This is a genomic window from Pseudomonas sp. GW821-FHT07E12 (genome assembly GCF_058986605.1).
In genome coordinates this window covers 62,722-88,374 of record NZ_JBYSVX010000008.1, presented here as the reverse complement: position 1 = coordinate 88,374, position 25,653 = coordinate 62,722, and the positions used below count along the sequence as shown (strand labels likewise).

The window sequence follows — 25,653 nt, the reverse complement described above, 5'->3', positions numbered from 1 at the left end:
GAGCGTCGGTGCACATCAGGCATCGACAAGCATCCGGCGCCGCCTACGCCGTGACCGATGACCCAAGTCCCGGCGCATATCTCATGCTACGGTCGCGCCAGTTCATCGCCGGGGAAAAACGATGCACCGCCTTCGCCGAGTCGCCACCCTTCTGCTGCTCAGCCTCACGCTGATCGGCAGCGCACACGCCGCCACCGCCAGTGACGCCTACAGCGCGGTCGATCCCTTCATCGGCACTGGTGGCGAAGGCCACACCTATCCCGGCGCCACGGTGCCGTTCGGCATGGTCCAGCTCAGCCCTGACACCCAGATCAAGCCACGCAAAGAGGCCTACGGCTGGGCCGCCGGCTACCGTTACGACGACCACACCATCGTCGGCTTCTCGCACACCCACTTCTCCGGCACCGGTCATTCCGATCTCGGCGACATCCTGCTGATGCCGATCAGCGGCGAGCCCAAGCTCGAACGCGGCGACATCGACAAACCCGGCAGCGGCTACACCTCGCGCTTCCACCATGACAACGAAAAAGCCGAGCCCGGCTACTACGCAGTCACGCTGAACGACTACGGCGTGCGCGCCGAACTCACCGCCAGCGCACGTGTCGGCGTGCATCGCTATACCTTCCCGCAGGGCAAGCCCGCGCACGTGCTGGTCGACCTGCGCACCAGCATGTACGACTACCCTGGCAAGGTGCAGTGGTCACGCTTGCGCATCCGTACCGACGGCACCGTCACCGGTTTCCGTGAGACACGTGGCTGGGCGCCCGGTCGCCAGCTCTATTTCGCGATGCGCTTCTCGCGCCCGCTCACTGGCCAGCAACTGCACGACACCGAACAGGACGTGATCTACAAGGGCTTCCCGCCACCGGGAGAGAAAGATCCGCGCCAACGCGCGCAGATCGAAGGTCGCCAATTGGTCGGCGTGTTCGATTTCGGCAATACCAACGCGCAGCCACTGGTGGTGAAGGTGGCGATCTCGCCGGTCAGCGAAGACAACGCCATCGCCAATCTCGATGCCGAAGTCCCCGGCTTCGACTTCGACCGCGTCCGTGCCGACGCAAAACGCCAGTGGAGCGAAGCACTGTCCGCCGTTGATGCACAAGGCAGCACACAACAACGCACCCAGTTCTACACCGCGCTCTACCACACGCTGCTCGGCCCGACCCTGTTCATGGACAGTGACGGTCGCTATCGCGGACCCGACAACGCGGTGCACCAGGCCAAGGGCTGGACCAACTACTCGACCTTCTCGCTGTGGGACACCTACCGCGCCCTGCATCCACTGCTGACGTTGGTACAGCCACCGCAACACACCGCCGACATCGTCAACTCATTGCTCGCCGCGCGCCGCGAGAGCCCCTACGGCATCCTGCCGGTATGGGCGTTCCACGGCCTGGAGACGTGGTGCATGATCGGCTACCACGCCGTGCCGGTAATTGCCGATGCCTACATGAAGGGCATCGGCGGCTTCGATGCCAACGACGCACTCGATGCGATGGTCGCCAGCGCCAACTACGGCCCCTACGACGGCATCGCCCAGTACCGCGAACTCGGCTACGTGCCAATCGATGAGGAAGGCGAAGCGGCCAGCAAGACGCTCGAATACGCCTTCGACGACTGGACCATTTCGCAAATGGCGCAGAAGCTCGGCAAGCCCGGGATCGCCACCGAATTCGGCAAGCGCGCCAGCAACTGGAAACACGCCTTCGACCCGGCCACCGGCTTCATGCGCGCACGCAAACGCGACGGCAGTTTCCGTGAACCGTTCGATCCCACCGCCAGCGGCTACGGCAGCGACTACACCGAGGGCAACGCCTGGCAATACTCGTGGTACGTGCCGCAGGACGTGGCCGGTCTGGCCACCGCGCACGGCGGCGCCGACAAGTTGCTGGCGAAGCTGGATCAGGCGTTCGATGCCAAGGTCGACCCCAAGGTGTTCGAGCACATGGAGGACATCACCGGCCTGATCGGCTGGTACGCACATGGCAACGAACCCAGTCACCACGTCGCCTACCTCTACGCCTACGCCGGCCAACCATGGCGCACCCAGGCGCGACTCAAGCAGATCATGGACAGCCAGTACGCCGCGCGTCCGGACGGTCTGGCCGGCAACGACGACCTCGGCCAGATGTCGGCCTGGTACGTGTTCACAGCACTCGGTTTCTATCCGGTCGCACCGGGCAGCAACCAGTACATCATCGGCCGCCCGTTCCTGCCGCGCGCTGCGCTCAATCTGCCCAACGGAAAGCATTTCACTGTCATCGCCGACGGTCTGGACGCACAGCACCCCTATGTCGGAAGCGTCAGCTTGAACGGCAAACCGCTGCCGCGCGCGTGGCTCTCCCACGAGGACATCATGGCCGGCGGCGAGCTGCACTTCACGATGCAAGCCGAGCCGAACAGGCAGTGGGCGACCGATCCGGCGCAGCATCCATACTCGATGTCCACGCAATAACCGTAGCAGGTAGGAGCGGCACAAGCCGCGATAGGACTTCCCCGGTAATGCCCTATCGCGGCTTGTGCCGCTCCTGCACTTGCACTCCCGATACCTAGCGATCCAACAAAGCAACGAAGTGCGAGCCGCCCTTGCTCCCCTGTGGCAGAGCACGGATGCGCACCACGCGGGAACGGCAGACATCCGCACCGCGATAGACCAACGTGCGACCATCGCGGAATACGAAGCGCAGGTCGTAGCGGCAATCGCCCCCCTGCAATCCGATCGTGACCGAGTCCCCGCCGCCACGCAGCGCCCCTTCCATCACCTGCTCCTCAAACGCTTCAGTGCCCGTCGGCGCGGCCGCGAACGAGACCACGCTGTCGTACGCACGGTTGACCAGCTCGAAGTAATGCACGCGGGAATCGTCTTCTGCATGCGCGGTGATCGCGGCGACCAGCAACGGCGCGGCGAGGAAGATGGTGCGGAACAGATGCATGGCAGCGCTCTCCGGTGGGAAGGGGTACCGGTTTCACCGCGTCCTCCACTACGTTCGACACAGCGATCCGGTGCGCACATCTGGCGCGTCCGAACCCTCGGCGGGGAAGTGATCCGGGACGAATCGTCGCCACGCCGTGACCAACCGTAGTAATTGGCCTCCCTGCTTTTCAGCCCCTTCCCATGCGCATACGATCCACCCAACCCGTCCGAGCACCATCCCGATGAAGATCCGCCTGGGAAACACGGAAATCAGCCTGTTCCGCTACTTCGCGCTGTGGACGATCGTGGTGATGGTGTTCTCGATCCAGGGATGCCTGCACGATGCCGTCAACAGCGAGTACCAGTGGGCACCCACCGATTACCTGCGCTGGTCGATGATCCAGTGGTACGCCTGGGCCGCGCTGGCACCGTTGGTGTTCCGCCTGGGCGAACGCTTCCCCATCCAACCGCCGCTGCGGCTGCGTGCGCTTGGCCGGCAGATCATCGCCAGCGTGTTGGTCACGCTGTTCGCGGTCGTGATCGGCGCACTGGTGTCACCAGGTGATTTCGCCGACCAACTCGCGCAGTACCTGAGCAAGCACTTCGCCATCGGCCTGCTGACCTATTGGGCGTTGCTCGCGATCCAGCAGGCGCTGCATTTCCGTGCCGAGAGTCATCGTCGCGAGCTGGAAGCCAGCCGCCTGAGCACCGAGCTGGCGCAATCGCGCTTGCAGGTATTGAAAACGCAGCTGCAGCCGCACTTCCTGTTCAACACGCTGCACGCGATCATCACCCTGCTGGACGAAGACACGGTCTCGGCCGAAGACATGCTGCTGCGCCTGAGCGAATTGCTGCGCGCGTTCCTGGAGGAGTACGACGGCCAGGAAATCACCCTGCGCCGCGAACTGGAACTGCTCGATCTCTACCTCGGCATCCAGCGCAAGCGCTTCGGCGATCGCCTGACCACGCACATCTACGTCGACCCGGAAACGCTCGACTGCGCCGTCCCCAGCCTGATCCTGCAGCCCATCGTGGAGAACGCCATCCATCACGGCATCGGCCGGCACGCCGGTGCCGATCGTGTGGAGATCGAAAGCCGGCGCGAGGGAACCGACCTGTGCATCGAGGTCCGCAACCACAACAGCACGCTCGAACCCGACGGCGATCCTGCCGGCCATGGCATCGGCCTGTCGAATACGCGGCTGCGCCTGAAGGAGCTGTACGGCGAGAGCGCCGACATCCGGCTCGACATGATCTGGCCGCAGGGCGTGGCCTGTCGCATCCGCCTGCCGCTGCATGAGCTGGAAGATCTCGACGACGCCCCGGAGCATGTCCCGGAATGAGCCTCACCGCGCTGGTCATCGACGATGAACCCATCGCCCGCCACGCGATCGTGCGGCTGCTACGCGAGCAGACCGACATCGAGCTGCTCGGCGAATGTGGTGACGGCGCGTCCGCCGTGGCCGAGATCCGACGCCATTCCCCGGACCTGGTGTTCCTCGACATCCAGATGCCGGAGATGGATGGCATCGCGGTGATCGAGCAGATCGGCGTGGAGCGCATGCCTGCCACGATCTTCGTCACCGCCCATGAGCAGTACGCGGTGCGCGCTTTCGACGCCAATGCGGTCGACTACCTGGTCAAGCCCTTCAGCCGCGAACGTTTCGCCACCACCCTGCAACGCGCGAAAGCACGGCTCGCGGCCGCCACCACCAGCGAGGCCGGTGCCGCACCACGCATCCTGCAGGCGCTGGACGAACTGCGCCGTCACACCGCCTACCTGCAGCGACTCCCGGTACGCGTGGACGAGCGCATCGTATTCGTGGACGTCGAGGACATCGTCTGGATCAAGGCCAACCGCAACACCGTCCAACTCCATCTGGCCGACCACAGCCACGAACTGCGCGAGACCATGGCGGTACTGGCCGCGCGTCTGGATCCGCGCCAGTTCGCGCGCATCCACCGCTCGGCCATCGTCAACGTGCGAAGAGTGAAGACGATCCACCCGTGGTTCAACGGCCACCACGTCGTGACCATGGATACCGGCCAGCAGCTGCGCATGAGCCGGTACCAGCACGAGACCTTCCTGCGGTTGGCAACAGCCGGGCGCGGCGAATGACCACGGCTGCAACGAGCACAAACCGCCCGTGGAGCCCAGCTTGCTCGGCTGAAGCCCTACCGGGCACACCTCAGCGGAGCAAGCTCCGCTCCACGAGAATTCGTCAGTTCAGCAGCGTCTGGATCGCATGCGCCGGAATTTCCACCTGCGTGGAGGCATCACCCACGTAGTAGTTGTAGGTGATCGCCTTGTCGCCCGGGTTCATCACCACCGTGGCGAGCTTGCCATCCACGTTGATGAACGAGGTAGTCAACAGATTGCTGCGGCTACTGGCGGCACTGACACGCTGCGCACCCGGCCGGATGAACTTGGAGAAATGGCCGATATACCAATAGCTCGGTGTATAGATCAGCTCACCGGTGCGGGTATCGGCGTGGATCGGCGCGAAGCAGTAGTTGCCGACGTGATTGGGGCCGCCGCGTTCGTCGAGCAGGATGTTCCAATCGGTCCAGCCCACCGAACCGCCATTGAGGTCGTGGATGATCGCGGTGCCGTAGCGCTCGCCGTTGCCCCAGAACTGCAGCCTGGCGGGGTCGAACTTCTCCACCGTCGCCTCGGTCAGCAGCAGGTGCTTGTCCGGGTAGGCCTCGCTCACCGCCGCCACGTTGTCGAACATCGGCTCGAAACCGGCCCAGGTCTCGTACCAGTGGAAGCCCATGCCCCAGGCATACCTGGATGCCTCCGGATCGTCGAAGATCACGTGTGCGCGGTGCACCATCATGTCGCGATTGTGGTCCCAGACGATGATCTTCCTGTCGCCATAACCGGCCTTCTCCATCGTCGGCCCGAGATGGTTCTTGAGGAAATCACGCTCCTCCTCGGCCGAGAACTGCATCGACTCCCACGTCTGGATCGCCATCGGCTCGTTCTGCAGCGTGATGCCCCAGATCGGGATGCCTTGCTTTTCGTAGGCGGCAATGAACTTGGTGTAGTACGTCGCCCAGGCCTGTGCATATTCCGGCAACAGGTGACCGCCGCGCAGCATGTTCTTACTGTCCTTCATGAAGGCCGGCGCGCTCCACGGGCTGGCGAACGTGGTCAGTGTGCCGCCCGCTGCCGCGATCGCCTGCTTGATCATCGGGACGCGGTACTTGCGGTCGTGATCGACCGAGAACGTCTTCAGTGCCTTGTCACCTTCCTTGACGTAGGTGTAGCTGGCGCTGCTGAAATCGGAACTGTGGATGCTGGTGCGCATCAGCGAATAGCCGATGCCGGCATCCTTGTCGTAATACGCGCGCAGCAACTCGGCCTGTTTGTCCTTGCCGAGCTTGGCGAAGGTCTCCGCGCTGGCATCGGTGATCGCACCACCAATACCCAGCACCGACTGGAAGCGCCGCGTCGGATTGACGAAGATCGAGTTCTCCACCTCCACCAGCGTGTGGCCCGGCTTGAGCGCCGCCACTTCCGAACGAAGCATCGGCTGGTCAGCACCCTCGGCGGTGGTATAGACCGTGACTGCGCTGTCGGAAGCGGTGTAGGCCATCACGGCGACATCAGCCGCCCGGCCTTCAGCGGATAGCGACAACATCACCGCCAGAGCACTGGTGGCCGAGAGTGGAACCGAAGATTTCATCAGGAACCTCGAATGGAAAAAGCCGGACAGCGTCGATACGCGAAAGCGCTCGCACCATACAAGCGCGCGATGCGGCCATGGTCACGCTGCGCAGCAACACCGGCCGATAATTATTCCATGCGGATGGGCTCGGCCATCTTCGCCACTGGCCTGCCGCCCCAGACCTCCGGACCGGCCTTGCAGTAGCGCTCGATGAAATCCCGCTGTGGTGGCATCTGCGCAACCGCCTGCGCGATCGGCTGACGGATCGACTCCAACAATCGGTGCAGATCCTGATCCGGCAACGCCCGCGCCAGTGGATGGTGCTGCGCTGGCCTGATCCCCTGCCCCAGCATCACGTGGGTCCACGAGTCCACCCGGAACAACTCATCCTGCCGCTGCCATGCATGCGCGCACTCGCGCCAGGCACGCAGGCGCAGGCTCAGCGACTCGGGCAGTTCCATCTCGCGGCACGCCTGCCACATCGGCTCGTCGCGCTGGTTGGCGTGGTAATGCAGGATGATGAAGTCGCGCACGTGCTCCATCTCCGCGCGGCTGATCTCGTTGTAGATATCCACCTGCGACGGCGCGATGCCTTCAGACGGGAACAACATGAGCAGACGCATCACTGCGGCGATGGTCAGGTGGATGCTGGTCGATTCCAGCGGCTCGATGAAACCGCTGGCCAGACCCAGCGCCACCACATTCTTGTTCCACGCCTTCAGCCTGCGTCCGGTGCGGAACGGCACCAACCACGGCTCCTTGAGCGGCTGCGCGCCGACATCACGCAGCAGCTTGGCGCGGGCCTCGTCGTCGGACATGTGGCGGCTGGAGAACACCAGTCCGCAGCCAACGCGATGCTGCAGCGGGATATGCCAGCGCCAGCCAGCCTCGTGCGCGATCGCGCGCGTGTACGGCACCGGCGGCCCCACCGATTCGGTCTGCACCGCCACGGCGCGGTCACTGGGCAGCCACTGGTTCCAGTCCTCGTAACCGGTGTTCAGAGTCTGCTCGATCAACAACCCGCGAAAACCGGTGCAGTCGATGAACAGGTCGCCTTCCAGCACCTGCCCGTCCTCCAGCTCCAGCGCCTCGACAAAACCGCTGCCTGCGTGCTGCCGCACCTGCCGGATCTTGCCTTCGACGCGCTTGAGCCCGTAGCCCTCGGCGATGCGACGCAGGAAGCGCGCGTACAGACCAGCATCGAAGTGATAGGCGTAGTTGACCGGTGGCTGTTGCAGCAGCGCGAAACGATCATCGCGCGAGGCCACCGTTTCCAGGCAGTAATCGCCCAGCTCCGAGTGCATGCCGCGCCGCAACGACTCCAGCCAGAAGTGGTGGAAAGCGCACACCAACGTGCTCTGCCCGGTGATGCCGAACGGATGGATGTAGCGATCCCCCGGCCGACGCCAGTTCTCGAAGGAGATCGACAGTTTGAAGGTGCCCGCGACAGCACGCAGGAACTCACGCTCATCGATCTGCAGGAAGTGATGGAAGCTGCGGATCGGCGGCACCGTCGATTCGCCGACGCCGACCGTGCCGATCTGCTCGGACTCCACCAGCGTGATATCGAGCAGACCACGGAACTGATGCGCCAGCGCGACACCGGCGATCCAGCCCGCCGTGCCGCCGCCCGCGATGACCACCTTGCGAATCTTCCGCGTCTCCATATCCCCTCCCACATTGATGCCACCACGCGCGACGGCGCGCTTCAGCGATTGAGCTTGCCGATCAGCAAGGCGCGGATCCGCCGCGCCTGTATCTCGTCGATGGGCCCCAGCACGCCACGCGCCGCCTCAGGCAGATGCTCGCCAGCGTGCCCGGCCGGGCCGAAGACATAGTGCTCGAACACCCCGCGCCAAGCCTGCTTCTCGGTCTCCGGCCGGTCACGGATCGCCCACAGCGCGTGATAGAGCGCATCCACCGGCGTCGGAATATGGTTCTGCACCCGCGCCCACCAATAGTTGACCAGCACGTTGAACGGTTCCAGCGCTTCCACGTGGTGCCACCACATGCTCGGCAGAAACAGCGCATCGCCAGGCTCCAGCACCGTACTGAATCCGTTCGCAAGCGCTTGCCGGAAACGCGGATGCCGCTCGAAATCGGGATCGGTGAAATCGACCGTACTCACCGCCTGCCCGCCCGGCGTGAGATCCAGCGGGCCGGGATAGAGATTGCCGATCTGATCGGGCGGGAACACGTTGAAGCGCCGTCGCCCCACCACGCAACAAGCGATGTTGTTAGGTGCATCGTAATGACAGGAAGCAATCACCCGATTGCCGATCCAGATACTTGGCGGCGCATGCACGCCACGCGCGGCGAAGTCCAGATCGTTGTCATCACGGAAACCCGGCAGGCTGCCATCGATCGGCAACGATGCCAGGTAATAGGTCGGCGGATGCGCATCAGCCAGATGCGCCGCGATGCCATCCAACACCGCATCCAGACTGCCACGGCGGACCTCGAAATTCAGCTCGGTGAAGTCGTCGCGATAGAACGGTCGCCCCGCAACTTCCGGTTCACCGTAGGAGTATTGCAACGGCCGTCCGTTGTAGCGCTCCCGCAGGTAGTCCATCGCATCCTGCACACCGTGCAGACCCGCTCGAACCAGCCCCCAGTCACGGGCGATGCCGCGCAGCACCACCGGTTCGTTCGCTTCCAGCAACTCGTCGAGCGGCAACCTGTCGAGCCGCGCGCCGTCGTACTCACGGATGGCCGCGAGTGGACCCATGGTGCTCAGGCAACCTGCTCGGGCGTTACCGACACGACATCGCTCTGCCGCAGCCGGCGCTGTTTTTCCGCCATCAGTCGCGGCACGTTGTGCACAGACGCAAGCAACAGGAAAGCACCTTCCAGATAACCGCCGCCGTGCAGGCGATGCAACGCATCGGCATCGAGCCCGGCCAACCGCTCACGATCGATGCCATACAGTCCGGTCAGATTCACGCTGTGCTCGCTGTCGAGCGTGACGTCAAACTGCAGCGGCTGGATCAAGCCCAGCGCATCGAGCGCGGCGAACATGGCATTGCCGCCGCGCAGGCCGTCGTGGATGCCACGCAACACGACGATGACGCGCTCCAGATACGCACTGTGCCCGCCATGCGGCAGGAACACCGGTTCACCCTCCTCGAAACTGATCCGCGGATGATCCAGATCGACATGGATGACCGGTTCGCGTACCCGTTCGCCTTCGTTCCAGCGTTCCTGGAAACCGATCAGGAACGGCCCCTTGGCAACGATGCCGGGCAGGTACGCGGCGTTCCAGCGCGAGCCATCCAGAAACAGGTTCTCATGTGCATCGAATCCCAATAGCGCCACCGACTGGAACTCGCCGGTTTCCGGATCCTTGCGCAGGAAGATCGGATACTCACGCTGCAGCTCGGCGTACTCGGTCGGAAATGCCGGGATCAGACCGACCTCGTCACCGAACTCGCGACCAAAGCGCATCACCACGCGCAGATCCTTGTGCGTCACATTGTCGAGCAGCTCGTATCGGGCCATCTGTGCTCCAGCGGTGATTGCGTACCGATGCGGCGACCATTGCAGAAAGCCGCCGCGTCGGCAAGGTCACCGCCCCAGGGCGTGTCCCAGCCATATCAAAAAAAGGACCGCCGATCGGCGGCGGTCCCACCCGTCGCGACACCCTGGGAGACGCGTCGCAAGGATTTAAAAGTTGTAGCGCAACCCGAGCGTGTAGCGCGGACTCTGTTCGATCAGCTTGATGACCTGCTTGTCCGAGCGACCATGCCAACGCACGTCCTCACCGGTCAGGTTGATCACCTCGAAGCCGATCGACAGCTGGTCGGTAAAGGCATAGTTGATGCTCATGTCCCATTGCTGATACGGCTCGACGTAGTACGGATTGCGGTTGGAGCCATCCTGATTGGCGGCGATCAGGTACTTGTCGCGCCAGTTGTACGCCAGGCGTGCGCTCCAGCCGTACTTCTCGTACATCAGCATCGCATTGGCGGTGTCGCTCAGGCCCAGCAGCGCGAACTGGTCGCGATCGATCACCGTGTTGTCGAAGCCGACATCGCCCTTGACGATGGTGTAGTTGGCGTAGATGCCAAAGCCGGTATCGCCGAAGAAGTACTGTCCGCCCAGTTCCCAGCCATGGATGTTGGCGTTGTTCTGGTTCACCGGCTCGGAGACGTCGAACTCGTACAGCGGATCATCCGCCTCGCCGACCAGGTCATAGGCATTCTCAAGTGCCAGGCTCTGCGCCGAACTGCCGTTGTAGGCGCTCAATCCACCCGTGGCTGCCGCATTGCGCAGCAGCGCCACCGCCGAGAACAACGAGGTGTCGTTGGCCGAACAGGCCGCCGTCACATCGTTGCCGGCCGCAGCCACCTGCGCGGCGCATGCCCCGCTCTGCAGGAACGCCAGCGCAGCCTGCGCGTCCGGTCCGGATGTCGGATCGCGCAAGCCGTACAAGGTTTGCCGCGTGACCGTATTGCCGATGAAGTTGGCAACGCGCTTGCTCCAGAAGGTCACCGATACGTAGCTCGCTTCGGCGAAGTACCACTCCAGCGCAAGATCCAGATTGTCGGACTTGAGCGGATCCAGGCTCGGATTCTGCGAACTGCCGGCTGCGCGCGTGGATGGATTGATCAGGATCGAGCCCGACGGCGTACCCGGGGTCGGGCCGGCAACGAGGTTGTTGTACGGCGCCCGCGCGATGCTCTGCCCGAACGAGACACGACCCTTCAGCTTGTCGGTGAAATCGACGCTGAAATCCAGGTTCGGCAGGATGTGGCTGTAGCTGTGCTTCTCGCTGAAAGGCTGCATGTCGCTCGATCGGATCAGCTGGAAGTCGTTGTTGGCCTGCCATTCGATCGCCACCGGCGTGGCCACCTGCGAGGTCGACACCACATCGGTCTTCTCATAGCGCACACCGATGCGGGTGTTGGTGGTCAAGCCGCCCAGCTCGCCCTCGAATTCGAGCTGCATGTAGGCCGCGCGGGTCTTCTCCTCGACCTCGTTGTCGGAACTGAACTGCGAGTTGTAGCGCGTGCCCACGCCATAAGCTTGCGCTGCCCATTGCGCCAGCTGATCGGCATTGCCACGCCATGCATTACGCGCCGCGCCGTTGGTGTTGTAGTCCTTGAACATGCCCACGATGCTCACCGGCTGCAGCAGGTCCACCATGCCCGGCTCGTTGCCGGCGTTGGCCACGCCCCAGTCACCGAGCGCCGCATAGCTGTCACTGGTCTTGCGATGCATGGTGGTCTTGGCCGAATCGACACCGAACTGGAAGCGCCCGTTGTCGAAATCCCATTGACCATCGATCCGGCCTTCCTTTATCTCGGTCACCTGGCTCTGGTAGTAGATGCGCAGCACCTGTGAACCCAGTTCCTCCGCCGTGAAATCCGGGTTCACCACGCCGTTGGTACCGGCGATCGAATCAGCCGCCGTCGGGTACCAGGTACGCGCGCCGATCGGCAGCCCACCGTTGAACCAGAACTCCTGGGCCCATTGACCGCCGCAGTTCGGACCGGCCGTGCAATTGTTGGTGCCGGCAAAACTGAAGTAGGTCGCGCTGCCGCCGGTCACCGGATCGTTGGGCAGACTCTCGGTCTTGGAGTTGTGTGCATCAAAGCTCAGGCGCAGCCGATCGCTCGCCTGCCAGTCGGCATTGAAGCCCAGCGAGCCGAGCTTGTACTTCTGCATGCTGCGCTGCTGCTCCATGCCGAAGTCCTTGGCACCGTTAGGCACATCGCGCAGGTACACCGGCGTGGCCACCGCCTGGCCGGTATCGAACACCAGGTCGGTGAAGCTGTTGGCGCGCTGCAGCCAGATGCCCTGCTCGCCGCGATCCTCACGGATCTTGTTCTGTGAATAGGTGTAATCCAGAGTCAGGATCAGGCTGTCGGTCGGCGCGAACTGCAGCACCGCCTGACCGTTGGTGCGCTCGCGCTCGAAGTCGGCGAAGGCATAACGCAGATCGTTGGGCAGCGCATACAACTGGCCGATCGCCGGTGCATTCACCACGTTGGCACCGGGACGCAGCGCCGGATCGGTACCGGTCCATTCCTGCACGTTCCAGGCGTTTTCCGTCGCCTGCACCGAGCCACCATGGCGTTTCTGGAAGCTGCCGCTCAACCCAATGCCCCAGACCTTGTCAGGGCTGGTGTAACTGAAGATGCCGGAGACCTCGGGCGTGAGGTCGTTGCCGAACGGCTGCGACTTGTCGTACATGCCCTTGACGCCGGCACTGGCGACGACACCCTCGTGATTGAATGGGCGATCGGTCTGGATATTGATGGTCGCGCCAATACCGCCGCTGGGCGCGTTGGCGCGGCTGGTCTTGTACACCTCGATGCCGGTGATCGCCTCGGAGGCGAGCTGCGCGAAATTGAACGCACGCGTGCCGACATCGACGCCGCCGATCGGTACCGCCCCCGGCGCACCGAATGCATCGGCGCCGGGAATCAGCCGACCATTGAGCGTCACCGTGTTGAACTGTGGCCCGAAGCCGCGCGCAGTCACCTGCGCGCCTTCACCATCGCGGCGCTCGATCGAGATGCCGGTGATGCGTTGCAGCGACTCGGCGAGATTGGTGTCGGGGAACTTGCCGATGTCCTCGGCGCTGATCGCATCCACCACGCCGGCCGCGTCACGCTTGATGCCCATCGACTGGTTGAGGCTGTTGCGTATGCCGGTGACCTGCACCGTATCAAGCGTGGTGGCATCGCCGGACGCGGTCACCTGTTCGGTTCGCTCTGCCTGCGGTGCTTCCTGGGAGAACGCCGGATTGATGACCAGCACACCACCCACGAAGGTGAACATCGCCCTCGACCTGAGCCGCTTCAAGTTGTGACGCATCAGGACATCCTCCTCACGAGAGCCCACCGTTCAATCACATCCTCTGCGGCACCCGGCACGTTCATCGCCGCTGCTGGAGCCGTCCGCCGTACCCGGCATGGAAAAATGCTTGCTCTCATGGGATCCCCTCCCGTTTCGATCGATGGATGAAACCGTCCCCTTACGGCACCGCAGGTCACGACCTACGTCTTTCCAGAACCGGACGCGCAGAACGTCCGGTCCGTTGCAGCCAAACCCATCACGCAACTTCTGCAGCGAATCGAGACCCGCCCGGCAGCAACGCTCGAAGCCGACACCTCACTTCGGCCGGCCACTTCGACGCTGATGATCTGGTAGCGCTACCACCGGTGGCGCAACCTAACCCCATGTGTCAGACGGTGTCACCATGCGCTGCAACAAGGAGTTACTTTCGCCATATGTGACAAATGTGTCCGTTCGCGTCACCCACCAAGCGAACGCCAACCCGCATCCGAGCGCTGGCGCCGATGTAATCGTTTACCGGCTGGACTGCCGGTCCGCAAAGCTCGGCATGGCGCCCCCACGAGCTGATCACGTTCCGGACGACCATGAGAGCGCCCTGGCGGCCCTGCTCATCCACCCTTGATATGATCAGCCCGCGAAACAGCTGGCACGCTCAACACCAGCGGCGTCCAGCGCGGGATGCTCAAGGAGGAACACATGAAGCATCGATTCATATGCCTGCAGATCTTCGGTCTCATCCTTGCCACAGGAGCGTGCTCGATGACAAACAGCAACCGGAAGATGCCACTCGCATCGGATGCCTTGAGCGTGCCGACGGCACTCCCGAACAAACGGCTTTTCGATTGCGCCCAATCCAGCATCCTTGAGCTTTCCAGGACCAGCAGTTCATGGCCGGACGTCACGCTGCGAAATGACAACAACGGAATCCTAGAATCCGGGGACTTCGGCCAGGACGACAAAACCGGATTCCGCATGCGGATCGAGCGCCTCAACGGCACCGGTCAGGCCACAATCGCGTTGAAGGGCGCCGGGGCCTACTATTTCGACCTCGGGGTCGATCAGGCCATGAAGGACCTCAAGGCGACCATGCAGCACTGCATCTCGGAAAAAGCCGAATAAACCCGACAACAACACAGCGTGGGGATAAGGAACATGCCCGATTACAGCATTGAGGCCAGATCACTCAAAGTCGCCGGAATTGCCGGGCATGACTACTGGGTTCTGCGCGACGAACAAGGCAAGGCCCTCGCCGAGCTGCACGGCCTGGCAACCGATCGAGCCACCGGAAAAGCGATCCCGATCGGAACCGACGAAGAAAAGCACTCGCTCCGCGCCTGGCACTACCCACATGATGCTGGGTACGCAAACTCCATCGGAGCGCGACCGGACTCAACGAGCTATATCAACGCCGACCAGCCGTCGCGCACCGTCGCCACCGGTTCCAAGGAAGAAATTCTTGATCGCTGGAACACGGCCGTAAACGCCATTCCGGAACTGAACAAGCTCGACCTGAACTACCCGGCGTATGGCTTCAAGACCTTCGGCGAAACCGTCAACAGCAACTCCGCCTACCGCACGTTCGGCGAGCTGATGGACGTTCCGGTCAATGACTTCCCGGGCAGGATCGAACCGGGCATCGACAACAGGATGCTTTCCGAAGAGCGCATCCAGCAACTCAAATATCAGGGATCACCCGATAAAGAACACGGCAACGTGCATCCGCCCCAAGACCCCAGAAATCCACAGCATCCCGATCACGCCCTGCAACAGCAGATCAACGATCGTCTGCAGGCACTGGGCGGGCAATATGCCGAGAATGCGGACAAGTACAGCCTGAGCCTGCTGCACGACGCCAAGCAAGGTGGCATCACCAACGTAAGCCAGATCGTAACCAGCAACGCCACCGCCACGCGCGCGGAAGGCGAAACCCTGTTCATGGTCCAGGGCCGCAGCGGCGACCCTGCCGCACAGCGAGTGGCGGTTTCGACAGCCGCCATGGCCGAGATGACGGAAGACGCCAGCCTGCAGCGATTGCAGCAGCAGGCGCAGAATCAACCGGTGCAAGAGCCCTCGGCTCCTGCGCAGCAGCAAGGCGTACCCGCAATAGGTGCCCGATGAGCATGCGGGCGCCACGACGGACGAGACCAAGTGGTTAAGGGTCACAACTCCGGCGTGATCGCTTCACGGCACTTGCTCCCCATGATGTCGTGAACATCAGCCGCTATGCATCATGCATAACTGCAGCCGGCATTGATGGCGCAAGTAATTTCCTCTCGACGAGTTACAGCATCAGTACCAAATAGCCGCCGGTAATCCCGTCGCATCGGGCATGACGGGAGCCGGCAGCGAACCGGCGCATCCAGCGGCGATGCGGCCGGCACTCCACAGCGCAACAAGCGCATCGAGCACATCATCCGTCGCCGCCTCCCTGCGCGGCACCGCATGGACCAGCTCCATCACTTGCTCCTGACCGAACACAGGCGCCAACAATTCAATCCGCTTTTCCTTTCCTGTGTGTGTGCGCTTGGCATCAGCCAATCCACATCCCAATCCACCATTGAGCGCGGCAAAGCAGACTTCAGGATGGACCTCCCTCACCATCTGTCGCGCATGCGCATCACCCTGTAGCAACTCGTCCCACTGACGGATCTTGGGCAGGATCGCGAACGACTGGGCCCCGAAACCGCGTCCGTCGATCTCCCGATGCCGGCGAGAGGCTTCCGCTTGCGATGCCGCATCGAGGATGCCCCGCACCGGAGTGGAGAAAATACTGCTCGCGCGCCGGCCACCCACGAATTTGCGCGCCTGGATATCGGCTTGCCGGCCGTCGCGATCGGATAACCCGATGGGGATATCAACCGCGATCACTCGCGCCCCACGATGCCGGTCTACCAACGCACGAGCACTGTCATACACGCACCAGGCAAGACCATCCTCACCCAGCCATACCGCAATCCAACCGCTCTTGGCCCCATCCGCACCTACGCAGCTTTCCATTCGCCCCTCTCCCTTTGCGCCCAATGCACTGCCTGGCAGCGGACCAACCCCAGCATGCGGCCCAGCGGCGCACGGACAGCTTGGCCTTACTGGCGATACACCATTTTGTAGCTCATGGTCGGAAACTTCGGTTTCACAGATCGTGCAGGTGACGCTACCGAGCCGGTAGCACGCCTGCACAAGGTCGATCAGCGGCAGGATCAGTGCAGGTACGCGTTGTACGACGGTTCGGTGCGTGCCACAGCGTAAACAGCTCGTCCCTCGCTTACACCGGATTGCAGACGAGGACCGCGCCGAAGCGGCAGTGCTTCCACTTCTGCCTACACCTCGCGCATGGTGGTGGCCACCTTGAAGATCGCGTCTCCAAGGTATGGCTCGCGAACTCGGCCGTATTGCTGGCCACAGCCGCCTCGCGCAGCGCGGGATTGCCCCGGAGCGATGGCGATGCGGATTTCATTGACCAACGAAACCCGCCTCACGCTGCGCACGCACTGCCAGCACGAACACCGTATCGATCTGCGCCACATAGCGGTACAGCGCGAGATAACCATGCGCACCGCGACCGATCACCAGCTCACGCTTGTCGCGGTTGGCCAGCCGCCCGATCAGCGGATTGGTTTCCAGCACGCTGATCGCCTCGATGATCTCGCGTAACCGGGCCGGCACATGCGTCGCTTCATGGTGCTGGAGGTGATCGAGTATCCGCTCAAGATCCTCCGCCACCTCGGGCGCCAGTTCGATACGCGCCACGTTATCTGGCCAACTTCCGGGCCACTGGGCGCCGGGCCGGCTCCCCCGCCATGCGCTTTTCCAGGTAGCCGCGCATGTCGTCCCAGGCGATGGCCTTCCCGGATGCCACGATGTCGGCGTACCGCTGCTCTGCAACAGCATCGAAATCGGCACGACGCTCGGCTAGATCGGCCTTCTCGGCAATCGCCTCCAGGATGAAATTGTGCGGCGTGGTGCCGTCCCGCTTCGCCGCCGCCGCAATGCGTGTCTTGAGTTCGTCGGGCAGACGGATGGTGGTGGTGGTGCTCATGGAATCCTCCGGGCGCGCAGGGGTCCGCGCGAATGTAGCACTTTTGTGCCACACGGAGCATGACAGTCCCGGAATATGGAATCCCCGCGATGGCGCTGGATCGAGCGGCCGCTATCGAGTAACTCCGCCATGCAGACACAAGAAAGGCCCCTTTCGGAGCCTTTCTTGCTTGCCCTGACCCCAGCCCTCTCCCGTCATGCGGGAGAGGGAGCGGAACGCAGTCAGTTGGATCAAGCAAACGGATCCTGCAACACCATCGTGTGGTCACGATCCGGGCCGGTCGACACGATCGAGATCGGGCAGCCGGCCAGTTCTTCCAGCGCGCGCAGGTAGGCGCGGGCGGCGGCGGGCAGCTTGTCCCACTCGGTGATGCCGTGGGTGTTCTCGGTCCAGCCCGGGAATTCCAGGTACACCGGGGTGATCTCTTCCCAGCCCTGCGCGTCCAGCGGGGCGTACTCGGTGCGCTTGCCGCGGTATTCGTAGGCGATGGCGATCTTCAGCTTCTCCATGCCGTCGAGCACGTCGAGCTTGGTGATGCACAGGCCGGAAATGCCGTTGATGGCGACGGCGCGCTTGAGCGCGACGATGTCCATCCAGCCGCAGCGGCGCGGGCGACCGGTCGAGGCGCCGTACTCGGCGCCGCGGTCGCGGATGCCCTGGCCGATCTCGTCGTCCAGTTCGGTCGGGAACGGGCCGCCGCCGACGCGGGTGGCGTAGGCCTTCGCAATGCCGAGCACGTAGTCGATCGCGTCAGCGCCGACGCCGGTGCCGGCCAGTGCACCGCCGACGGTGGTGTTGGAACTGGTGACGTACGGGTAGGTGCCGTGGTCGATGTCGAGCAGCGCGCCTTGCGCGCCTTCGAACAGCACGCGCTTACCCTGCTTGCGCAGGTCGTGCAGGATGCCAGCGACGTCGGACTTCATCGGCTGCACGTATTCGCCGAAGGCCAGTGCCTCGTCGTAGGTCTGCTGGAAATCCACCGCGTCCACGCCCAGGTACTTGGTCAGCACGAAGTTGTGGTAGTCCAGCGCGGTGCGCAGCAGCTCTTCCAGTTGCTTGGGGTAATGCAGGTCGGCGATGCGGATACCGCGACGCGCCACCTTGTCTTCGTAGGCCGGGCCGATGCCGCGGCCGGTGGTGCCGATGGCCTTGCCGCCGGCCGCCTTCTCGCGCGCCTGATCGAGGGCGATGTGGTACGGCATGATCAGCGGCGCGGCCGGGGAGATCTTCAGGCGCGAACGCACTTCCACGCCGGAGGTCTCGAGTTCTTCGATTTCCTTCTTCAGCGCGGCCGGGGAGATCACCACGCCGTTGCCGATCAGGCACAGCGCGTCTTCGCGCAGGATGCCGGACGGAATCAGGTGAAGAACGGTCTTCTTGCCATTGATGACGAGCGTGTGGCCGGCGTTGTGGCCGCCCTGGAAGCGCACGACGGCACCGATTTCCTCGGTGAGCAGATCGACGATCTTGCCTTTGCCTTCATCGCCCCACTGGGCACCGAGAACGACAACTGACTGACCCATGACGGGTGACTCCTAAGTTTTGTCTGGCGGCCATCGGGGCCGCGGGATGGATCGTGCGCAGACGGCGGCGCTGGGTGCCGGCTCCATCGGGGAGGACGGCGGCGCTGAAGCCCTTACACGGAAAAAGCCGAACGGGGTGCTCTGGTTGGAGCGTGCCCGGCCGGCTTTTGTGCATTATCCGGGTTTCTGATGGCGGCTACCACCCCGGGGGCGTTCAGGATCTGCTCGGCTCTACGTGCGGGGTCAGTGGCGAACCCACCAGAGCGCCAGCAGACCGATCGCCAGGGTCACGGCGCCGAATGCGCGCAGCTGGATGTGGTGCAGGTCGAGCAGTTGTTCGACCAGGCGCTTCCAGGCCAGCGGCGCGGCGAACAGGAACAGGCCTTCGATGACGGCCACCAGGCAGAGGGCGGAGAAGAAGTCGTGCATGGGGTGAAGAAGTCCAGGCGGAAGCAGCGATTCCCTTCTCCCAGCGAGAGAAGACGGTGCGGGGCGCCTGATGAGGCGCGTCGGGAGACGGACGGAGGCGGTCACGCTGAACGCCATTGCCAAGCACCTGAATGACAAACCATCAGGGCAGGCGCGTGGATGGCTCAGCTGGGCCGGCGGATGATGACGTGTTCACCGCCACCATCGCCATCAGGGCTCTTCGACGCCCCTCTCCCCGCGGGAGAGGGGCTTCAAGACCTCAGCGGTCGCTCTTGAGGTACTGCAGGAACGGATCGTTCTTGTCGAGCACGATCACGCCGTTGCCGTCGCTCATGGAGTTCCGATAGGCCTCCAGGCTGCGATAGAACGCGTAGAACGACGGATCGGCGTTACCGGCCTTGCCGTAGATGCTCGCGGCACCGGCATCGCCCTCACCACGCAGCTTCTGTGCGTCACGCTCGGCATCGGCCACCAGCACGGTCGATTCGCGATCGGCCTGCGCACGGATGCTCAGCGACTGCTCCTCGCCCTCGGCGCGCAGCTTGCTCGCCTCCTGCTTGCGCTGGGCGCGCATGCGCTCGTAGACGTCGGTGATCACCTGGCTGTCGGTGGGCAGGTCGATCTGCTTGATGCGCAGGTCGCTGATCTGCATGCCCAGGCCTTCGATCGCCTTGTTGATCGTGGCCAGCTGCCCGGCGATCAGCTCGCTGCGGTCGCCGGAAACCAGCTGCTGCAACGTGCGCGAGTTGATCTGGTTGCGCAGCGAGTCGGTGATGATCGGCGCCAGACGGGCGTTGGCGATCGACTCCTCACCGCCGGTCGCGCGATAGAAGGCACGCACGTCGGAGATGTGGCCGATCGCGAAGAAGTCGACGCTGACGTCCTTCTGCTCGGCAGTGAAGTAGCGCGCCGGGGCGGTGTCGAGCACCTGGAAGCGGCGATCGAACACGCGCACCGATTCCACCACCGGGATCTTGAAATGCATACCCGGCTTGAGGTCGGCACGCACCACGCGGCCGAGGTTGAGCACCATCGCGGTCTGATCCTCGCGCACCACGAACACCGAGCCGAACAGGCCCAGCAACACGACCACCGCCAGTGCGATCCAAATGGAATTCTTCATCACTTAGTTCCCCTCACGGCTGGTCGGGCGCGGGCCGCGATCCGGATTGCGGATGCTCTCGGCCGAGCTGGCGCCCTGCAACGCGGGCATCGCCGCTTCCTGCGAAATCAGCGGCAGGCTCGACGCCGGGATGCCGGTCCCCGTCGCAGCGGCCGGCTTGGCCGAATCGGCCGGCATCGGCACGTAGATCAGCTGACGCCCATCACCACCGATGACCTTGCGGTTATCCGACAACACCTTCTGCACGGTTTCCAGCCACAGGCGCTTGCGGGTGACTTCCGGCGCCAGCTTGTACTGCTCCTGCAGCAGGCTGAAACGCGCCGCGTCACCCTCGGCCTTGGCGATCACCGCGTCCTTGTAACCCTCGGCCACGGTACGGATGCGGGCGGACTGGCCGCGCGCTTCCGGCACCACCTTGGCGGCGTAGGCCTGGGCCTCGTTGATCAGGCGCTCGCGCACCTGCTGGGCACCGTTGACCTCGTCGAAGGCCGGCTTCACTTCCTCCGGCGGACGCGCGTCAGGCAGGGTCAGGCCGGTGACCACCAGACCGGTGTTGTAGGCCCCGAGCGAGCTCTGCAGACGCTCCTTGGCCGCGGTCGCCAGCGGGCCGCGGTTGTTGAGCACGGCGTTGAGGTCGGAACGGCCGACCTGTTCGCGCACCGCACTCTGCGCGGCCTGCTCCAGCACCAGATCGGCGTTACGCGAGCCGAACAGGTACTGGCGCGGGTCGTCGATGCGGTACTGCACGTTCAGCGCGACATTGACGATGTTCTCGTCACGGGTCAGCACCGGCACCTGGTTGGAGAAGGTCTTGATCTCGGTCGCATTGACCTTGGTCACCGACTCGATCGGCCATGGCAGCTTGAAGTTCGGGCCGGGCTGCAGGATCCGCGAGAACTGGCCGAAGCGCAGCACCACGCCACGCTGCTGTTCGCCGATCAACTGGAAGCTCGAGAGCAGGATCAGTATCGCTACTGCCACCAGCGCCCAACGCCAGATGCCCCCGTCCAGCAGGTCCTTCAGCGGACCAGGGATACCCCAGCCTCCGCCTCCATTGCCACCGCCCCGCGGATTCCAGCTTCCGCGGTGGTTGTCATCAGGGCCACCAGTGCCCTTGCTGCCGGGTGTGTTCCAGGCCATGCACGCTCCATCAGGATGGCGACGGCGCGGGCCCTTCCCGCTATGCCGCCAAAGTGTTGTCCAATCGATTCTAGCAAGTTGGGGCAGACCAGCCGTTTTGAAAGGGCTATCTTGGTCCGCTCCCGTTTACTCGTGAAGCCACGATGCCGATTTCCTCCCGGTTCCCTGCCTTCCGCATCCACGACGACGAGGCAGGCTACCGCGGCGGCATCGAGCAGATCGGCCTGGATGCACTGAGCCCGGGAGAGCTGGTGATCGAGGCCGCGTGGTCGTCGGTCAACTACAAGGACGCATTGGCCGGCACCGGCAAGGGCAGGATCCTGCGCCGCTTCCCGCTGGTCGGCGGAATCGATGTGGCCGGGCGCATCATCGCCTCCCGCGACCCGGCCTGGCGTGAGGGCGATGCGGTGATCGCCACCGGTTGCGGACTCAGCGAGACCCGCGACGGCGGCTACAGCCGCTACGTGCGACTGGAATCGAAGGCCGCGATCGCGTTGCCGGCCACGCTGGACCTGCGCCAGGCGATGGTGATCGGCACCGCCGGCTTCACCGCTGCGCTGGCGCTGCTGCGGTTGAGCGAGAACCGTCAGGTGCCCGCGCTGGGACCGCTGGCGGTGACCGGCGCCACCGGCGGCGTGGGCATGTTGGCGCTGGACATCTTCAGCGCCGCTGGTTTCGAGGTGCACGCGATCAGCGGCAAGCCCGACAAAGCCGATTTCCTGAAATCGATCGGCGCCAGCGAGGTGCTTGGCCGCGAAGCGCTGCAGACCGCCCGCCCACTGGAATCGGCACGCTTCGGCGGCGGCCTGGACAACGTCGGCGGGCCGATGCTGGTCAGCCTGCTGGCGCAGACCGCGCCCTACGGCAACGTCGCAGCCGCCGGGCTGGCGGCTTCGCCCGCGCTGGACATGACGGTGATGCCGTTCATCCTGCGGGGTGTCGGGCTGCTGGGGATCGGTTCATCCGGCACTGCACGCGATGTGCGCGAACGGGTCTGGGAAAAGCTGGCGGGCGAGTGGCGGCCGCGGCATCTGGATCGCATCTGCACCCGAGAGGTCACTCTGGCGGAGCTGCCGCAGGTGTTCGAGGCGATGCTGGCCGGGCAGTCGTTCGGGCGTACGGTGGTGCGGCTGTGAGACTAGGAGCCTATCTCCCGCCAGCTCCCGGTAACTGCCTTTGCTCGTCATTCCGTAGCTCCCATAGATCGCAAACGGGCTCCAAGAGCACCATCGACCACTGACGCCCTGGTAGTGCGCCATCTTTCCGACGCCGGGGCGCTGGCTCTACACTCCCCGCATCTCTTGGGGAACAACATGGCACGCATCCTGATCGTCGACGATTCGCCGTCGCAGTTGCTTGGCATCCAGCGCATCGTCGAGAAACTCGGTCACGAGACCCTCACCGCTACCGACGGTGCCGCCGGGGTCGAGGCGGCCAAGGCGGCGCTGCCGGACCTGGTGCTGATGGACGTGGTGATGCCCAACCTCAACGGGTTCCAGGCCACCCGTACGCTCAAGCGCGAGCCGACCACCCAGCATATCCCGGTGATCCTGGTCACCACCAAGGATCAGGACACCGATCGCATGTGGGGCATGCGCCAGGGCGCCAAGGCCTACATCACCAAGCCGTTCTCCGAGCACGAGCTGTCCGAGGTGATCGAGCGGGTATTCAGTCAGGACGCGACGCCAGAGGCGTGATCACCGCGTTCCGATAGAGCCGAGCTTGCTGGGCTGGGCTTTCCCGGTAGAGCCCAGCCGAGCAGGCTCGGCGCTACAGCGATCAATCTCAGATCTTCTCGCCGAACGCCTTGGCGAGATTGCGATAGGCCTTCTTCTGCGCCTCATCGACCGGCGCCGGGGCGAGAATCTCCAGTTCGACGATCTGGTCGCCCGCCGGCGTACCCGGCAGGCCGCGGCCGCGCAGCCGCAGCTTGCGGCCGGCGTCGGAGTCGGCCGGCACCTTCAGTTCGACCGCGCCGCCCAGCGTCGGAACGCTGATGCTGGTGCCCAGCGCGGCCTGCCACGGCGTGACCTGCAGCGTGTACAGGATGTTCTGTCCATCCACTTCGAACTGCGGATGCGCGGCGTACTCGATCTCCAGCAGCAGGTTGCCGCCGCCATTGCCCTGCCCGCTCAGGCGGATCGCCTGGCCGGGCTTGACGCCCTTGGGCACGCGCACGTCCAACTGCCGGCCGTTGACGGTGATGCGCACGCTGTCGCCGGCATAGACCGCTTCCAGCGGCACCGCCAGCTTGGCGCGGGTATCGCCGCGCGGTTGCGGGCCGGCACCTGGCCCCTGTGCACGACCACCACGCGCGCCGGCAAACAGACTCTCGAAGAAGTCGCTGAAGCCGCCGCCAGCGCCGCCGTTGCCGAAGACTTCCTCGAAGTCGAAACCTCCCTGCCCGCCACCAGGATGCGGCGCGCCATGGAACTCGTCGCCCGGCCGGTAGCCCTGTGCGCGCAGCTGGTCGTAGGCCGCGCGCTTCTGTGGGTCGCGCAGTGCCTCGTAAGCCTCGTTGACGGCCTTGAACTTCTCCTCGGCGCCGGCCTCCTTGCTGACATCGGGGTGATATTTGCGCGCCAGCCGGCGATAGGCGGTCTTGATCTCCGCTTCGCCGGCGGTGGGTTCGACGCCGAGCGTCGCGTAGTAATCCTTGAATTCCATCCGTCACCTCTGAACGAAAACGGCTCGCAGCCTTGTGACCGCGAGCCATAGGCCGGCGCGTCCGCCGGCTTGTCATTCTACGGATATCGCCCGTCGGCGCGTTTGACCAATCACCTGTATTGACACGGCCTTACCGTACCCCTTCCTACCCTGCGCCCATCCAGGGAGTCGCCATGTCCATCGAGATCGGCCAACGCATCCCCGAAGTCGTGCTCAAGCGCCTGCGTGAAGGCATGGAAAGCGTGGACACCCGGACGCTGTTCGGCAGCCGCAAGGTGGTGCTGTTCGCGGTTCCGGGTGCCTTCACCCCGACCTGCTCGGAGAAGCATTTCCCCGGCTACGTGGAACATTTCGAGGACTTCCGCCATCGCGGCATCGAGGTGTATTGCGTGGCGGTCAACGACCCGTTCGTGATGCGTGCCTGGGGCCGCAGCCAGTCGGCGCCGGAAGGCCTGCTGTTGCTCGCCGACGGCAACGGCGATCTGACGCGTGCGCTCGGCATGGAGATGGACGCCAGCGGCTCGGGCATGGGGCGCCGCTCGCGTCGTTACGCCCTGTATGCCGAAGACGGTGTAGTGAAGGCCTTGTTCGTCGAGGCACCAGGCGAATTCAAGCTGTCGGCCGCCGACTACGTGTTGCAGCACATCCCTGTTCCGGAACCTCCACACCCCTGAACCGCAGAGGACACGGCAAGCCATGAACAAGCCAGCCAAGCAAGCCAAAGCGCCCCGCAAGGTCGCCGCCATCCATAAACCCGCCATCCACGCCGCTCACGTCATCCATCCCGCCCACGTCATCAATGACACCGCGACGCTGCGTGCCAATGCGCGCAAGAGCATCGAGGACGGCGCGATCACCGATACCTATGTGGCCGACCGCAAGGCGGTGATCAAGTTGCTCAACGATGCGCTGGCCACCGAATATGTGTGCGTGCTGCGCTACTACCGCCATTACTTCACCGCCAAGGGCATGCTGGCCGATGCGGTGAAGGGCGAGTTCATCGAGCATGCGCAGCAGGAACAGGCGCACGCCAGCAAACTGGCCGAGCGCATCGTGCAACTGGGCGGCGAGCCCGACTTCAATCCGGCCACGCTGACCGCGCGTTCGCACGCCGAGTACAAGGAAGGCACCGACCTACGCGACATGGTGCGCGAGAACCTGATCGCCGAGCGCATCGCGGTGGACAGCTACCGGCAGATGATCAATTTCATCGGCGACAAGGACACCACGACCAAGCGCATGCTGGAGGAAATCCTCGCGCAGGAAGAGGAGCACGCCGACGAGTTCTCCGATCTGCTGGAAGGGTGGATCGGCAAGTAGTCCGCTTCGCATCCCCGAGGAAA

The 25,653-nt window shown here is 64.0% G+C and carries 23 protein-coding genes; 9 read left to right on the top strand and 14 right to left on the bottom strand.

Features of this window, described 5'->3' with window-relative positions; all coding sequences use genetic code 11:
• The first annotated feature begins 121 nt into the window (after positions 1-121).
• Complete coding sequence (locus AC3WJE_RS07390) at positions 122-2,455, top strand: GH92 family glycosyl hydrolase (protein ID WP_493730143.1); 2,334 nt, start codon at positions 122-124, stop codon at positions 2,453-2,455.
• Between the two features lie 94 nt (positions 2,456-2,549).
• Here AC3WJE_RS07390 and AC3WJE_RS07385 read toward each other — a convergent pair whose 3' ends face one another.
• Positions 2,550-2,933: a hypothetical protein gene (locus tag AC3WJE_RS07385; RefSeq protein WP_493730142.1), complete on the bottom strand. Its 384-nt coding sequence runs from the start codon at positions 2,931-2,933 to the stop codon at positions 2,550-2,552.
• A 223-nt stretch (positions 2,934-3,156) separates the two neighbouring features.
• On the opposite strand from AC3WJE_RS07385, the gene AC3WJE_RS07380 reads away from it, so the two are divergent.
• Positions 3,157-4,257, top strand: a complete 1,101-nt coding sequence (locus AC3WJE_RS07380; protein ID WP_493730141.1) for a sensor histidine kinase — start codon at positions 3,157-3,159, stop codon at positions 4,255-4,257.
• Positions 4,254-5,033 (top strand): LytR/AlgR family response regulator transcription factor, encoded by a 780-nt coding sequence (locus tag AC3WJE_RS07375; RefSeq protein ID WP_493730140.1) that lies wholly within the window; start codon positions 4,254-4,256, stop codon positions 5,031-5,033. The genes AC3WJE_RS07380 and AC3WJE_RS07375 overlap by 4 nt, the downstream gene beginning before the upstream one ends.
• 103 nt (positions 5,034-5,136) lie before the next feature.
• Here AC3WJE_RS07375 and AC3WJE_RS07370 read toward each other — a convergent pair whose 3' ends face one another.
• The 5 genes from AC3WJE_RS07370 to AC3WJE_RS07350 form a co-directional block, all read right to left on the bottom strand.
• On the bottom strand, positions 5,137-6,606 hold the full coding sequence (locus tag AC3WJE_RS07370) for a glycoside hydrolase family 30 protein (RefSeq protein ID WP_493730139.1): 1,470 nt from the start codon (positions 6,604-6,606) through the stop codon (positions 5,137-5,139).
• Between the two features lie 110 nt (positions 6,607-6,716).
• Complete coding sequence (locus AC3WJE_RS07365) at positions 6,717-8,255, bottom strand: tryptophan halogenase family protein (protein ID WP_493730138.1); 1,539 nt, start codon at positions 8,253-8,255, stop codon at positions 6,717-6,719.
• A 41-nt stretch (positions 8,256-8,296) separates the two neighbouring features.
• A complete protein-coding gene (locus AC3WJE_RS07360; RefSeq protein WP_493730137.1) occupies positions 8,297-9,316 on the bottom strand; it encodes a cupin-like domain-containing protein in 1,020 nt (339 codons plus the stop codon).
• Positions 9,317-9,321: 5 nt separating this feature from the next.
• Positions 9,322-10,086, bottom strand: a complete 765-nt coding sequence (locus AC3WJE_RS07355; RefSeq protein ID WP_493730136.1) for a SapC family protein — start codon at positions 10,084-10,086, stop codon at positions 9,322-9,324.
• 165 nt (positions 10,087-10,251) lie between these two features.
• Positions 10,252-13,410: a TonB-dependent receptor gene (locus AC3WJE_RS07350; protein WP_493730135.1), complete on the bottom strand. Its 3,159-nt coding sequence runs from the start codon at positions 13,408-13,410 to the stop codon at positions 10,252-10,254.
• Positions 13,411-14,088: 678 nt separating this feature from the next.
• Here AC3WJE_RS07350 and AC3WJE_RS07345 point away from each other — a divergent pair.
• Together AC3WJE_RS07345 and AC3WJE_RS07340 are read left to right on the top strand one after the other, a co-directional pair.
• A complete protein-coding gene (locus AC3WJE_RS07345; protein WP_493730134.1) occupies positions 14,089-14,511 on the top strand; it encodes a hypothetical protein in 423 nt (140 codons plus the stop codon).
• Positions 14,512-14,544: 33 nt separating this feature from the next.
• Positions 14,545-15,510, top strand: a complete 966-nt coding sequence (locus AC3WJE_RS07340) for an XVIPCD domain-containing protein (protein ID WP_493730133.1) — start codon at positions 14,545-14,547, stop codon at positions 15,508-15,510.
• Positions 15,511-15,681: 171 nt separating this feature from the next.
• Here the strand turns inward: AC3WJE_RS07340 and AC3WJE_RS07335 are convergent, their stop codons facing one another.
• The 7 genes from AC3WJE_RS07335 to hflK form a co-directional block, all read right to left on the bottom strand.
• Positions 15,682-16,389: a DUF429 domain-containing protein gene (locus tag AC3WJE_RS07335; RefSeq protein ID WP_493730132.1), complete on the bottom strand. Its 708-nt coding sequence runs from the start codon at positions 16,387-16,389 to the stop codon at positions 15,682-15,684.
• Between the two features lie 453 nt (positions 16,390-16,842).
• Positions 16,843-17,139 (bottom strand): type II toxin-antitoxin system RelE/ParE family toxin, encoded by a 297-nt coding sequence (locus tag AC3WJE_RS07330; protein WP_493730131.1) that lies wholly within the window; start codon positions 17,137-17,139, stop codon positions 16,843-16,845.
• 1 nt (position 17,140) lies between these two features.
• Positions 17,141-17,428, bottom strand: a complete 288-nt coding sequence (locus AC3WJE_RS07325) for a hypothetical protein (RefSeq protein ID WP_493730130.1) — start codon at positions 17,426-17,428, stop codon at positions 17,141-17,143.
• A 230-nt stretch (positions 17,429-17,658) separates the two neighbouring features.
• A complete protein-coding gene (locus AC3WJE_RS07320; RefSeq protein WP_493730129.1) occupies positions 17,659-18,951 on the bottom strand; it encodes an adenylosuccinate synthase in 1,293 nt (430 codons plus the stop codon).
• A gap of 243 nt (positions 18,952-19,194) precedes the next feature.
• Positions 19,195-19,380, bottom strand: coding sequence for a DUF2065 domain-containing protein (locus AC3WJE_RS07315; protein ID WP_493730128.1), 186 nt, complete (start codon positions 19,378-19,380; stop codon positions 19,195-19,197).
• 259 nt (positions 19,381-19,639) lie between these two features.
• On the bottom strand, positions 19,640-20,503 hold the full coding sequence (gene hflC / locus AC3WJE_RS07310) for a protease modulator HflC (RefSeq protein WP_493730127.1): 864 nt from the start codon (positions 20,501-20,503) through the stop codon (positions 19,640-19,642).
• Between the two features lie 3 nt (positions 20,504-20,506).
• Positions 20,507-21,643, bottom strand: coding sequence for an FtsH protease activity modulator HflK (gene hflK, locus AC3WJE_RS07305; protein WP_493730126.1), 1,137 nt, complete (start codon positions 21,641-21,643; stop codon positions 20,507-20,509).
• 143 nt (positions 21,644-21,786) lie between these two features.
• Between hflK and AC3WJE_RS07300 the strand changes: the two genes are divergently transcribed.
• On the top strand, positions 21,787-22,779 hold the full coding sequence (locus tag AC3WJE_RS07300; protein ID WP_493730125.1) for a YhdH/YhfP family quinone oxidoreductase: 993 nt from the start codon (positions 21,787-21,789) through the stop codon (positions 22,777-22,779).
• Positions 22,780-22,956: 177 nt separating this feature from the next.
• Entirely contained in the window at positions 22,957-23,340 is a 384-nt protein-coding gene (pilH, locus tag AC3WJE_RS07295) for a twitching motility response regulator PilH (RefSeq protein WP_493730124.1), read from the top strand.
• A gap of 88 nt (positions 23,341-23,428) precedes the next feature.
• Here pilH and AC3WJE_RS07290 read toward each other — a convergent pair whose 3' ends face one another.
• A complete protein-coding gene (locus tag AC3WJE_RS07290; protein ID WP_493730123.1) occupies positions 23,429-24,310 on the bottom strand; it encodes a DnaJ C-terminal domain-containing protein in 882 nt (293 codons plus the stop codon).
• Positions 24,311-24,483: 173 nt separating this feature from the next.
• Between AC3WJE_RS07290 and AC3WJE_RS07285 the strand changes: the two genes are divergently transcribed.
• Together AC3WJE_RS07285 and AC3WJE_RS07280 are read left to right on the top strand one after the other, a co-directional pair.
• Entirely contained in the window at positions 24,484-24,984 is a 501-nt protein-coding gene (locus tag AC3WJE_RS07285) for a peroxiredoxin (RefSeq protein ID WP_493730122.1), read from the top strand.
• A 22-nt stretch (positions 24,985-25,006) separates the two neighbouring features.
• Entirely contained in the window at positions 25,007-25,630 is a 624-nt protein-coding gene (locus AC3WJE_RS07280; protein ID WP_493730121.1) for a ferritin-like domain-containing protein, read from the top strand.
• The last annotated feature ends 23 nt before the right edge of the window (positions 25,631-25,653 follow it).